The organism is Pseudomonas sp. GZD-222, assembly GCF_049310525.1.
Lineage (GTDB): Bacteria > Pseudomonadota > Gammaproteobacteria > Pseudomonadales > Pseudomonadaceae > Aquipseudomonas.
On the sequence record NZ_JBMOWO010000036.1, the window covers coordinates 1 to 12,847 of the forward strand.

General features: G+C 61.4%; 10 protein-coding genes. 3 read left to right on the top strand and 7 right to left on the bottom strand.

Going from position 1 to position 12,847, the window contains the following annotated elements; all coding sequences use genetic code 11:
- Positions 1-64: 64 nt before the first annotated feature.
- From ACO6VD_RS06470 to ACO6VD_RS06485, 4 genes are all read right to left on the bottom strand, one after another.
- Complete coding sequence (locus ACO6VD_RS06470; protein ID WP_422417782.1) at positions 65-1,318, bottom strand: OprD family porin; 1,254 nt, start codon at positions 1,316-1,318, stop codon at positions 65-67.
- 343 nt (positions 1,319-1,661) lie between these two features.
- On the bottom strand, positions 1,662-3,116 hold the full coding sequence (locus ACO6VD_RS06475; RefSeq protein ID WP_422417784.1) for an AdeC/AdeK/OprM family multidrug efflux complex outer membrane factor: 1,455 nt from the start codon (positions 3,114-3,116) through the stop codon (positions 1,662-1,664).
- Positions 3,113-6,265 carry an efflux RND transporter permease subunit gene (locus ACO6VD_RS06480; protein ID WP_422417786.1) on the bottom strand — a complete coding sequence of 1,051 codons (3,153 nt, stop codon included), beginning with the start codon at positions 6,263-6,265 and terminating at the stop codon, positions 3,113-3,115. Before ACO6VD_RS06480 ends, ACO6VD_RS06475 begins: the two co-directional genes overlap by 4 nt.
- 3 nt (positions 6,266-6,268) lie before the next feature.
- Positions 6,269-7,420: an efflux RND transporter periplasmic adaptor subunit gene (locus tag ACO6VD_RS06485; protein WP_400173445.1), complete on the bottom strand. Its 1,152-nt coding sequence runs from the start codon at positions 7,418-7,420 to the stop codon at positions 6,269-6,271.
- 258 nt (positions 7,421-7,678) lie between these two features.
- Between ACO6VD_RS06485 and ACO6VD_RS06490 the strand changes: the two genes are divergently transcribed.
- Positions 7,679-8,311 (top strand): TetR family transcriptional regulator, encoded by a 633-nt coding sequence (locus ACO6VD_RS06490; RefSeq protein WP_400173444.1) that lies wholly within the window; start codon positions 7,679-7,681, stop codon positions 8,309-8,311.
- A gap of 50 nt (positions 8,312-8,361) precedes the next feature.
- On the opposite strand, the gene ACO6VD_RS06495 is transcribed toward ACO6VD_RS06490, so the two are convergent.
- From ACO6VD_RS06495 to ACO6VD_RS06505, 3 genes are all read right to left on the bottom strand, one after another.
- A complete protein-coding gene (locus ACO6VD_RS06495; protein ID WP_422417788.1) occupies positions 8,362-9,819 on the bottom strand; it encodes an MDR family MFS transporter in 1,458 nt (485 codons plus the stop codon).
- A 131-nt stretch (positions 9,820-9,950) separates the two neighbouring features.
- Positions 9,951-10,124 carry a hypothetical protein gene (locus ACO6VD_RS06500; protein WP_400173442.1) on the bottom strand — a complete coding sequence of 58 codons (174 nt, stop codon included), beginning with the start codon at positions 10,122-10,124 and terminating at the stop codon, positions 9,951-9,953.
- Between the two features lie 72 nt (positions 10,125-10,196).
- The gene (locus tag ACO6VD_RS06505) at positions 10,197-11,105 is read right to left on the bottom strand and encodes a LysR family transcriptional regulator (RefSeq protein WP_422417790.1); all 909 of its coding nucleotides are present in this window, start codon (positions 11,103-11,105) and stop codon (positions 10,197-10,199) included.
- A 105-nt stretch (positions 11,106-11,210) separates the two neighbouring features.
- On the opposite strand from ACO6VD_RS06505, the gene ACO6VD_RS06510 reads away from it, so the two are divergent.
- Together ACO6VD_RS06510 and ACO6VD_RS06515 are read left to right on the top strand one after the other, a co-directional pair.
- Positions 11,211-12,095 carry an MBL fold metallo-hydrolase gene (locus tag ACO6VD_RS06510; protein ID WP_422417792.1) on the top strand — a complete coding sequence of 295 codons (885 nt, stop codon included), beginning with the start codon at positions 11,211-11,213 and terminating at the stop codon, positions 12,093-12,095.
- A 30-nt stretch (positions 12,096-12,125) separates the two neighbouring features.
- A complete protein-coding gene (locus tag ACO6VD_RS06515; protein ID WP_422417794.1) occupies positions 12,126-12,740 on the top strand; it encodes an NAD(P)-dependent oxidoreductase in 615 nt (204 codons plus the stop codon).
- Positions 12,741-12,847: the final 107 nt, after the last annotated feature.

The following is a 12,847-nucleotide window of genomic DNA, read 5'->3' on the forward strand; positions in this document are numbered from 1 at the left end:
GGAGTAAACCCCCCCCCCCCAGGGGGAGTGGAAGGGGGTGAAGCCATCCCCCCCCCGCGATTCTTTAAAGAATACTGATCGGGTAGCTGATGATCAGGCGGTTCTCGTCAAAGGCATTGCTGCTGTAGTCACGACGCATGGTCGAGTTGCGCCATTTGAACGACAGGTTCTTCAAGCTGCCTGACTGGATCACGTAGGCCAGTTCCGATTCCCGCGCCCATTCCTTGCCGTCGCTGACCGTGGTGGTGTGGACGTTGTCACCGCTGATGTAGCGGTTCATCAGGGTCAGTCCAGGGATGCCGACACCAGCAAAGTTGAAGTCGTGGCGCAGTTGCCAGGAACGCTCTTTGGCATTGTCGAAGCTGGAGTTGTAGCTGTCGTTGGCGAGGGTGCCGCCGCTGGTGCCGTTGACTCGCATCCAGCCATCATCACCGCTGACCTTTTGCAGACCGACATAGAAGGTGCTGCTGCCATACCGGGCCGACAGCAGGGCCGAGGCGGTGCGGTTGTCCAGCTCGCCGGCCCGTTCGGCGCCGTCTTCCTTGCCGATGAAGTAACCCAGGTTGGCCCCCAGGGTCCAGTTACCCACAGGCTGGCTGTGCACCAGGTTGATGTACTGCTGGCTGTAGATGTCTTTCAGTTCAGCGTTCCACAAACCGATCAGGGTGCGCTTGTCGTTGAAGCTGTACTCGCCGCCGGCAAAGTTGAAACGGTCGGAAGTGAAGGCCGCCTTGCCGTTCATCGACATGTCTTCCATGCTCGCGTCATTGCGCGGGCTGTTAGCGCGGAACTGCCCGCCATACAGCGTGAGGCCGGCGATTTCCTGGGAGGTGATCTGCCCGCCGCGGAAGGTCTGCGGCAGCGAGCGGCCATCATCCGAGCGCAGGATCGGCAGTACGGGCATCCATTCGCCGACTTTCAGCTCGGAATTCGACACCTTGGCCTTGAGCGCCACGCCCAGGCGGCCGAAATCATCTGCCGGGCGCCCATCGTCATGCACCGGCAGCAGGTGAGTACCTGCGGTGCCCTTGCCGCCATCGAGCTTCACCGAGTACAACCCGAGCACATCGACACCGAAGCCGACGATGCCCTGGGTGAAGCCGGAGCGGGCGTCGAGGATGAAACTCTGGGTCCATTCCTCGGCTTTGCCTTGCGGGTTGGCCGGGTCGACGAAGTTACGGTTGATGTAGAAATTGCGCAGGTTGAGGCTGGCCTTGGCATCTTCGACAAAGCCACTTTCAGCCGCCAGGGCCGGGAGGGCGCAAGTCATGGCCAGCAGGCCGGGAAGCAGATGTCGTGCGGGTGCGGGTGTGGTCATTGTGTGTGTCTCTTGTTTTTATTCAAGCCGAAGCCATCCGCTGCGACGTTTAGGGGTCGCAGGCCGGGCAACAGTCTTTAGGGGAGTGCTTTGCAAAAGCAGCGAAGGGATGGTGCGGCGGCGGGAGGGGATGAATCAATTCGTTACAGGCGGTATTGGGCGGTAATCGAACGGTAACTGTTTGGTTAGTTTGTAGGAGCGGATTTATCCGCGATGGACTGCGCAGCAGTCCTGTTTTAGGGGCGCGCTGTGCACGCCATCGCGGATGAATCCGCTCCTACAAGTAATTCGTGGGCATAAAAAAGCCCACCGCAAGGGTGGGCTTCTGAACCACAAACCAGACTCAGCCTTTCGACGACTCAACCGCAGCCTGCTGCTGCGCCTGACCGGTCTGTTCGTACCAGCCGCCACCGAGGGCCTTGTACAGGTTGACCTCGCTGACCAGCTGCGACAGGCGGTCAGTGATCAACGACTGTTGGCTGTTGAACAACTGACGCTGGGCGTCGAGGAAGGTCAGGTTGCTGTCGACACCGATACGGTAGCGACGCTCGGCCAGACGGTAGTAGTCCTGGTTGGCAGACACCAGATCACGCTGGGCTTGCAACTGCTCGTTGAAGGTCTTGCGCGCCGCGAGGCCATCGGAGACTTCCTGGAAGGCGGTCTGAATGGTTTTCTCGTACTTGGCGACGTTGATGTCCTTCTGGATCTTCGAGTAGTCGAGGCTGGCACGCAGGGCCCCGGCGTTGAAGATCGGCAGATTGATCTGCGGCTGGAACAACCAGGTACCGGAACCACCGTTGAACAGCCCGCTCATGTCCGGGCTGATGGTGCCGGCGTTGGCGGTCAGGCTGATGCTCGGGAAGAACGCAGCCCGGGCCGCGCCGATGTTGGCGTTGGCAGCCTTGAGCAGGTGCTCGGCTTCCTGGATGTCCGGACGCCGGTGCAGCACGTCGGACGGCAGGCCCGCCGGTACCTCGGCCAGCAGGTCGCTGTCGAGGTCCTTGGCCGCCGGCAGGTTGGCCGGAATGCCGGTGCCGAGCAGCACAGCCAGGCTGTTCTGATCCTGGGCAACCAGGCGCTGGTATTGGGCCAGCTTGACTCGGGCACCCTCTACCGAGGTCCGTGCCTGGCTCAGGTCCAGGGCCGAGGCCACACCCACTTCATTGCTGCGCAAGGTCAACGCGTAGCTTTGCTCGTAGGTCTTGAGGGTGTCTTCGGTCAGCTTGAGCAGGTCCTGATCGGCCTGCCAGGTGAAGTAGGCGTTGGCCACGCTGGCGACCAGGGCGATCTGGGTCGAGCGCCGCGCTTCTTCACTGGACAGGTAGATTTCCAGTTGCTGCTCGGTGAGGCTGCGTACGCGACCGAACAGGTCGAGTTCATAGGCGCTCACCCCGAGGGTTGCCGAATAGGTGCTGGTGATGCCGGATTCACCGGTCTGCGACATGTCGGCCGGCATCCGTTGACGGCTGCCGCTGCCATTGGCGCTGACCGCAGGGAACAGGTCGGCTCGCTGGATGCGGTACTGCGCGCGGTAGGCGTCGATGTTCAGCGCCGCGACCTTGAGGTCGCGGTTGTTGACCAGCGAAGTCTGGATCAGCTGCTGCAGCGCCGGGTCCTGGAAGAACTGACGCCAGCCTTGCTCGGCGGCGGCGACATTCGCCGACTCGGTCGGCGAATAGGCAGGGCCTTGCGGCCACTGCGTGGCCACCGGCGATTCCGGGGTCTGGTAGTCAGGGATCAGCGAGCAGCCGCCAAGGATGAAAGCGGTGACCGCCAGGGACAACAGGGACTTACTCATTGCCCAGCCTCATAGCGTGGAGTTTCAGGGGTGGCGTCTTCTTCGGGCTTCTTGCTACCGAACAGCGACGACACGCTAACGAAGAACAGCGGTACCCAGAAGATTGCCAGTACGGTGGCCGTCAGCATCCCGCCGATTACCCCGGTACCAATGGCATGCTGGCTGCCCGAACCTGCACCGGTGGAGATAGCCAACGGTACCACGCCGAGAATGAACGCCAGCGAGGTCATGATGATCGGCCGCAGACGCATCCGGCACGCTTCAATGGCAGCATCGGCGAGGCTGCGACCTTGCTCGTGCAGTTCTTTGGCGAACTCGACGATCAGAATCGCGTTCTTCGCCGCAAGACCGATGGTGGTCAACAAGCCGACCTGGAAGTACACGTCGTTGGACAGACCGCGCAGGCTGGTAGCCAGCAGCGCACCGATGATCCCCAGCGGTACCACGAGCATGACCGCGATCGGGATCGACCAGCTTTCATACAGTGCCGCCAGACACAGGAATACCATCAGCAGCGACAGGGCGTACAGCGCAGGCGCCTGGGAGCCGGACAGGCGCTCCTCGTACGACAGGCCGGTCCAGGAGTAACCAATGCCCTTGGGCAGTTGAGCGGCGATACGCTCGACTTCGAGCATCGCTTCACCGGTACTGTAGCCAGGGGCTGGTGCGCCGAGGATTTCCATCGCTTCGACACCGTTGTAACGCGACAGCTTCGGTGCACCGTAGATCCACTCGCCTTTGGCGAAGGAGGAAAACGGCACCATCTCGCCGACAGCGTTACGCACGTACCACTTCTGCAAGTCTTCCGGGCTCATGCGCGAAGCCGCTTCACCCTGGATGTAGACTTTCTTCACCCGACCACGGTCGATGAAGTCGTTGACGTAGCTGGCACCCAGGGCAATCGACAGGGTGTTGTTGATGTCGGCAATGGTCACGCCCAAGGCACTGGCGCGCTCGTCGTCGACGGTCAGCTGGTACTGCGGTTCATCGTTCAGGCCGTTCGGACGTACTGCCGAGAGGATCTTGCTCTGTGCGGCCATGCCGAGGAACTGGTTGCGCGCTTCCATCAGCTTGTCGTGGCCAACACCGGCACGGTCTTGCAGGAACACGTCAAAACCGGTGGCGTTACCCAGCTCCAGTACCGCAGGCGGGGCAAAGGCGAACACCATCGCGTCGCGGAAGGTGAAGAAGTGCTGTTGGGCACGGTTGGCCAGGTTGAACACGTTGTTCTCGGCCGAACGCTCATCCCATGGCTTGAGCATGATGAAGGCCATACCCGAGCTCTGGCCACGACCGGCGAAGTTGAAGCCGTTCACGGTAAATACCGAGGCAACGGTATCGGACTCCTTGTCGAGCAGGTAGCTGCGCATTTCGTCGATCACCACCTGCGTGCGTTCGGCACTGGAGCCGGCCGGGGTTTGTACCTGGGCGAAGAGTACGCCCTGGTCTTCCTCGGGGAGGAACGCGGTAGGGATGCGGGTGAACAGCCAGATCATGCCGACCATGATCAACAGGTAGGCGAGCATGTACGGCGCCTTGTTGCGCAGGATGCTGCCTACGCCACGCTCGTAGCTCTGTACGCTGCGGTCGAAGTTACGGTTGAACCAGCCAAAGAAACCGCGCTTGGCAACATGATGCTCACCCTTGGCAATCGGCTTGAGCATGGTCGCACACAAGGCCGGGGTGAAGATCAGGGCGACCAGCACCGACAGCGCCATGGCCGACACAATGGTGATCGAGAACTGCTTGTAGATCACCCCGGTGGAACCGCCGAAGAACGCCATTGGCAGCAGTACCGCCGAGAGCACCATGGCGATACCGACCAGCGCGCCCTGGATCTGGCCCATGGACTTCTTGGTCGCTTCCTTGGGTGACAGGCCCTCTTCGGACATCACCCGCTCGACGTTTTCCACCACAACGATGGCGTCATCCACCAATAGACCGATGGCGAGCACCATGCCGAACATGGTCAGGGTGTTGATACTGAAGCCGGCGGCCGCGAGGATGCCGAAGGTGCCAAGCAATACCACCGGAACCGTCATGGTGGTGATGATGGTCGCGCGGAAGTTCTGCAGGAACAGGTACATCACCAGGAACACCAGCACGATCGCTTCGATCAGGGTGTGGATTACCCCGCTGATCGATTCGGTTACTACTGGCGTGGTGTCATACGGGAACACCACTTTCATCCCAGGCGGGAAGAACGGTTCCAGCTCGCTGACGGTCTTGCGCAGGGCTTTGGCGGTGTCCAGGGCGTTGGCCCCGGTTGCCAGTTTGACCGCCAGACCCGAGGCCGGCTTGCCGTTGAACTGGGCGCTGACGGCGTAGTTTTCGCCGCCAAGACCGACGGTGGCAACATCACCCAGGCGTACTTGCGAACCGTCGCGGTTAACCTTGAGCAGGATCTTTTCAAACTGCTCGGCGGTCTGCAGACGGGTCTTGCCGATGATGGTGGCGTTCAACTGCTGGCCGGGCAGGGCTGGCAGACCACCGATCTGACCGGACGACACCTGAACGTTCTGCGCCGCCACAGCGGTGCGCACGTCGACAGGAGTCAGCTGGTACTTGTTCAGCTTGGCCGGGTCGAGCCAGATACGCATGGCGTACTGGGCACCGAACACCTGGAAGTCACCGACACCGGCAGTACGCGAGATCGGGTCCTGCATGTTGGAAACGATGTAGTTGGCCAGGTCGTCCTTGGTCATGCTGCCATCTTCGGAGACCAGGCCGATTACCAGGAGGAAGTTCTTCACCGCCTTGGTCACACGAATACCCTGTTGCTGCACTTCTTGTGGCAGCAGCGGGGTGGCCAGGTTCAGCTTGTTCTGGACCTGGACCTGGGCGGTATCGGAGTTGGTCCCTTGCTCGAAGGTCGCAGTGATGGTCATGGTGCCGTCGGAGTTACTTTCCGACGAGACATAACGCAGGTTGTCGATCCCGTTGAGCTGCTGCTCGATCACCTGCACCACGGTGTCCTGCACGGTCTGCGCCGAAGCGCCCGGGTAGGTTACGGCGATGGCGATGGCTGGCGGGGCGATGCTCGGGTACTGGTTGATTGGCAACTTGAGGATCGACAAAGCGCCGACCAACATGATCACCAAGGCGATCACCCAGGCAAAGATCGGGCGATCGATAAAGAATCTCGACATGGTTTACTCCCCTTTGGCCCCTGCAGTCGTTGCATTGGCCTGGGCTGGCTGAGCAGGCTTGACGTTGGTGGCTTCGGTGGCTTTGACTTCGATGCCCGGGCGCACGAACTGCAGACCTTCGGTGATCAGGCGGTCGCCGGCGCTCAGGCCTTTGACGATCAGCCAGTCGCTACCGACGGTACGGCTGGCTTCCAGCTGACGCAGTTCAACCTTGTTGTCCTTGTCGACCACCAGGGCGGTCGGCTGGCCTTTGAGGTCACGGGTCACGCCCTGTTGCGGCGCGAGGATGGCTTCGGCGTTGACACCGGCCTTCAGGCGCGCGTGAACGAACATGCCTGGCAGCAGGTTGTGCTCAGGGTTCGGGAACACGGCACGCAGGGTTACCGAGCCGGTGGTCGGATCAACCGAGACTTCAGAGAACTCCAGACGACCTTCCTGGCGATAGGTGCTGCCGTCTTCCAGGGTCAGGGTGACCTTGGCGGCATTGTCGCCGACCTTCTGCAACTGGCCGCTTTCCAGTTCACGGCGCAGCTTGAGCAGCTCGGCCGAGGACTGGGTGACGTCGACGTAGATCGGGTCCAGCTGCTGGATCACCGCCATGGCGTCGGCCTGGCCATTGTTGACCAGCGCACCTTCAGTCACGGACGAACGACCGATACGACCGCTCAGCGGGGCCAGAACCTTGGTGTAACGCAGGTCGATCTGGGCGCTGCGCAGCGAAGCTTCAGCTTGCAAACGTTTGGCTTGCGCGTCGTCGTATTCCTGACGGCTGACCGCTTGTTCGGCGACGAGCTGCTTGTAGCGCTCCGACAGCGAACGGGTCGATTGCAGGTTGGCCTGGGCGCTGGCCAGCGTCGCTTCGTACACCGAAGGATCGATCTGGTACAGCTGCTGACCTTCCTTGACCTCGGTGCCTTCTTTGAACAGGCGCTTGAGAATGATGCCATTGACCTGCGGACGGACCTCGGCAATGCGGTACGCGGTGGTGCGCCCCGGCAGGTCGGACGTCAGGGTATAGGCCTGGGTTTGCAGGGTAACGACGCCGACCTGAGGAACTTGCGCAGCAGGCGCAGCCTCTTCCTTTTTACAGCCGCTGAGCAGTGTTGCCAGGGCGACGGCGGAAACCAGAGCGGTAACAGCTGGCTTGAATTGCATGAAGATCCTCGGGTCGCAAGAGCTGAAGACGCTCAAGAATAATTGAAAGGGTGCAATAGAAAAATTTTGTCGAGTGGATAAATAGCTTGCTAAGGAATATACTTACATTCATGGTTGTTTGTAAATACTTTGCTGACGATGCCTGTGCTCGCCGCAAGCCTTGAAATTCATACTCCGGTAACAACCTGTCAGAGGTTGATCCGGCCCAGCCCCCGGGTGCCCGTGCATGCGCCTGGGTTTTGATGAGGTCGTACTGCCATGGTCCGTCGAACCAAAGAGGAAGCCCAGGAAACCCGCGCGCAGATTCTCGAAGCTGCGGAAAAGGCCTTCTACAAGCGCGGGGTAGCGCGTACCACCCTGGCCGATATCGCCAAACTGGCGGGGGTAACCCGCGGCGCGATCTATTGGCACTTCAACGACAAGGCCGAGCTGGTCGAGGCCATGCTCGAAAGCTTGCACGAGCCGCTGGATGCCTTGGCACGCGCCAGTGAAAGCGAAGATGAACTTGATCCTCTTGGCTGCATGCGCAAGCTGCTGGTTCAGTTGATGCACCAGATGGTGCTCGACCCGAAAACCCGGCGAATCAACGAAATTCTGCATCACAAGTGTGAATTCACCGATGACATGTGCGAGATCCGCCAACAGCGGCAAACCTCGACGTTTGAGTGTCATGCCCATATTGCGCTGTCGCTGGGCAATGCAGTCAAGCGCGGGCAACTGCCCGCCGATATAGATCCCGAGCGTGCGGCGCTGGCGATCTATGCCTATATAGACGGCCTGATCCGTCGCTGGCTGCTGCTTCCGGAAAGCTTCGACCTGCTGGCTCAAGCCGAACTGTGGATCGATACCGGGCTAGATATGCTGCGCTTGAGCCCGACCTTGCGCAAATGAGACTTTGTGAAGGTTTGTGATGAATTGTTTCCGCGGCCGTAGTAAACGTCCTACGTACGGCCGCGCAATTCCCTGTCCGGCAGGGCCAGCGCAGCCGTCAGTCCGAACAGGGACACCATAGCACTGCCGAGCAACAAATGGCGGAAGGTCGTCAGCAATTGCGCTTGCATCGAGGCGCTCGGTTCGCCGGCCTGGAGGCTGCCAAGCAAGGCGTCGCCGGCCAGGCTCAGGCCACCTTCCTGGAGCATCGCCAGCAACAGCGCCGACATGCAGGCAACGCCCATGGCCCCGCCCAGCGAGCGGAACAGGTTGCTGGTGCTGGTGGCGACGCCGATATCCCGCGCTTCCACCGCGCTCTGGGCTGCGACCAGCGAGGTGGGAAACTGCAAGCCCGAGGCAATCCCGGTCAAGACCATGAACAGCCCACTGAGCCAGGCAGACTCCGGTGCGGTGAAGGCCATGCCAACGATGGCAAACGGCATCAGCAGCGCCCCGCCTAGAATCTGCGGTTTGTAACGGCCGGTGAAGCTGGTCAGGCGCCCCCCGCAATAGGCACCGATCGGCAGGCCGATGGCCAGTGGCAGCAAGTGCAGGGCCGCGCTGTCGGCGCCGGCGCCGGTAATGCTCTGGTAGCGCAGCGGCATCAGCATGGTCAGGGAAATGGCCTGGAAGCTGGTGAAAAACAGGGTGCACCAGCACAGGGTGGCGACTGGATTGGCGAACAACTTGAGGGGTAGCAAGGGCTCTGGCGTGCGGCGTTCGTGGAGGACGAAAACCAACAGTCCGCCCAGGGCACAGGCCAGCAGGGAGTTCACCTCGGAGGTGTACCAGGCGTGACCCTGGCCGATCAGGGTAATCCCCAGCAACAGGCTGCTGAGACCGAAAATCAGCAGGGCGGCGCCGATGTAGTCGACCTGTACCTGACGTTGCGGCACCACCAGGGTTTGCAGCGCCCGTCGGGTTACCCACCAGGCCGTAAGCCCCAGCGGCAGGTTCAACCAGAACACCCAACGCCAGGACAGGTACTCGGTGAGGTAACCGCCAAGCACCGGGCCCATCACGCTGGCCAGGGCGTACATGCTGCTGAAGTAGCCCTGATAGCGACCGCGTTCGCGAGGCGGGACGAAGTCACCGATGATCGCCTGGCTGACCGAAACCATGCCGCCCGCACCAATGCCTTGCAGCACGCGCGCCAGGACCAGTTGCTCCATGTTCTGGGCGAGGGCGCAGAACAGCGAAGCGATCGTGAACAGCGCGGTGCCGGTGAGGATCATCCGCCGTCTGCCGTACAAGTCGCCGAGCTTGCCGTAGATCGGGACGGCCACGGTCATCGCCACCATGTAGCCGGAGATCACCCAGGCAAGCAGGCCAACATCGTTGAATTGCGCGGAAATCGCCGGCATCGACACGGCGACGATGGTCTGGTCCAGAGCGCCGAGGAAAATTGCCAGCATCAGCGCAACCAGCACGCTGCGCAGGACCGGTTGCGGAGTGTTGAGTTGCGTCACGGGCCAGCTCGTAGGGCAGGGTTATTTCGCAGGCGTGTGCTGCGAAAGCGAGTGCTGGTCAGTGTACTCGATAGCTTGCTAAGCGTCTGCTCCAATCCATGCGCCAGCGCGATAGTCGGCCTGGATTACGCTTATTTGAGGGCGCTCAGGGTGGCGGTGTGCGGGACGCAATGGGCCAGGCTGCAACTGGCTGCCGAATACGGCTGATTACGGATCTGTTCGACCCGGTAGGCGGCTGCGGCATAAAGCCCGACTACAGCGGCGATGGCACAGACAGCGGCGCATTTTCTGGATTTGAGGCCCATGGTGCTCACCTCTTTCTCTCCGCACACAGGTGCTATTTAAAGCATAGGCCAGCTTCGTCCGGACTGCCTGCGCTAGTGCAGGTCGCGGTCCCATGCAGGTTCGGCGGTGAAGCGCTCGGCGAGGAAGTCGAGCATGCTGCGCAAGGTGGCCGGCATGTGTTTGCGCGAGGTATAGACGGCGTTGAGGTTGAGTTCGCGGGGCTTGGCCTGGGGTAACAGGCGCACCAGCTCGCCACTGTGCAGGGCGGGGGCAACCTGGTAGGTGGGCAGCATGGCGATCCCGGCACCGGCCAGGGCTGCCCTTTGCAGGGTCATCGCTTCGTTGGCGCTGATATTGCCCTGAATGGGAACCGAGACCGTTTCGCCCTCTACGTCGAAGTGCCAGAGGCTGCGGCCGAAATAGGAGTGAGTCAGGCAGTTGTGCCGGGCCAGGTCCTCGACCTGCAAGGGTGCCGGGTGTTCGCGCAGGTAGGCGGGAGAGGCGCAGATCACCGAGCGGCACACGGTCAGGCGACGGGCGATCAGGTTGGGGTCCAGGTCGTTGCTGGTGCGGATCGCCAGGTCGATGCGCTCGTCCACCAGGTTCACCGTGCGATCGAGCATTTGCAGGTCGATCTTCACCCCGGGGTAGCGTTTGACGTAATCGGCCATGGCGTCCATCAATTGTGCCTGGCCGAACGAGGTGCTGACGCTGATCCGCAGCTCACCCCGTGGCGCTTCATCCGGTGTGCTCACGGCCGCTTGCAGGTCGCCGGCCAGTTCCAGCATCTGCCGGCAGCGCGGCAGGGTTTCCTGGCCTGCGGCAGTCAGGCTCAAGCGGCGGGTGGTGCGTTGCATCAGGCGTGCGCCGACCCAGTCTTCCAGCTCGGCGAGGTACCGGGATACCACCGGGCGCGATAGGTCCAGGTGATCAGCCGCGGCCGACTGGCTGCCCAGATCGACCACACTGACGAAGACACGCATTGCTGTCAGACGATCCATGATTTGCCCGATTTTAGAAACAAACTAATCCTAAGCATCGCATTTTTTGTATTGGTTCGTGCAACTAAGCTGTTGCTCATTGCCTCTCTCACAGGAATTGCCTTGATGCGTCGTTCATTCTCCTTGCGCGGGTTGTTGCTGGCCGTTGCCACCCTCGGTGTACTGGCCCAGGCCCATGCAGCCGAGCAGCCGTTGACACTGGATGTTTACAACCCGGGCACCGCAGCGCTATTTCCGGTCAGCTCGGTCATCGTCAGCGGCAAACGCGACGCTATTCTCGTCGATGCCCAGTTCGGCAAAGGCCAGGCCGAGCAGGTACTGGCAAAACTGCGCGCTAGCGGCAAACACCTGACCACTATCTATATCAGTCACGGCGATCCGGATTACTACTTCGGCCTGCAGACCCTTACCGATGCCTACCCACAGGCCAAAGTCGTCGCCTCGGCGGCAACGGTTGCCCATATCAAGCAGACCATGGACGCCAAACTGGCCTATTGGGGACCGCAGATGGGCACGGACAAACCAGCAAAACTGGTGGTCCCACAGGTGCTGGAAGGTAATCGACTGACACTGGAAGACCAGCACCTTGAAGTGCTCGGTCTTGATGGGCCGCAAGCGGACCGCAGCTTTGTCTGGATTCCGTCGATCAAGGCGGTGGTCGGCGGTGTGGTGGTCGCGCACAACCTGCATGTCTGGATGGCCGACACCCAGACGGCGCAATCGCACAAGGACTGGCTTACGACCCTCAAACGCATCGAACTGCTCAAGCCGCAGGTCGTGGTGCCTGGTCATTACCTGGGGCAGCCCGGCGAATCGCTTGAAGCGGTGCGTTTCACCGCTGACTACATCCGTGCCTTCGACGAAGAAACTGCCAAGGCCGACAACGCCGCTGCGTTGATTGCGGCGATGAAAAAACGCTTCCCGGACCTGGGCGAGGAGAGCTCGCTGGAGCTCAGCGCCAAGGTCGCCAAGGGCGAAATGAAGTGGTAAGTGTCATTCAATCCTGACTGGAGGTTTTTTATGAGCAAGATCGCAATCATCGGGGCAACCGGCCGTGCCGGTAGCCAGTTGCTGGAAGAAGCCCTGCGTCGTGGCCACAGTGTCACCGCTATCGCCCGCAATCCGGCCAGCCTGCAGGGCCGCGACGGGGTGAACAGCGTGGCGCTGGATGTCAGTGATGCCGCCGCGCTGGAACAGGCACTGGCTGGGCACGACGTGGTGCTCAGCGCGGCGCATTTTTCCAGCATCAAGCCGCAGGCCATCATCGAGCCGGTGAAGAAGGCCGGGGTCAAGCGGCTGCTGGTAGTGGGCGGGGCCGGCAGCCTGTTGTTGCCGTCGGGGCACAAGGTCATCGATAGCCCGGACTTTCCTGAAGCGTACAAGGCCGAGGCCACTGCCGGGGGGCATTACCTCGATACCCTGCGCCAGGAAAAGGAACTGGACTGGACTTTCCTGTCACCGTCGGCCGAGTTTGTTGAAGGTGCGCGGACCGGCAGCTACAAGACCGGCAAGGATCACCTGTTGATCGGCGCCGACGGCAAGAGCTGGATCAGCTTTGCCGACTACGCCATTGCCATGCTCGATGAAGTGGAGAAGCCCGCTCACTCGCGTCAGCGTTTCACTGTCGGTTACTGAGCGGTGGGGGGGGGGGGGGGGGGGGGGGGGGGGGGGGGGGGGGGGGGGGGGGGGGGGGGGGGGGAGGGGAGAAGGAACAACAAAAAATAAACACTAGCAAGAGGCAG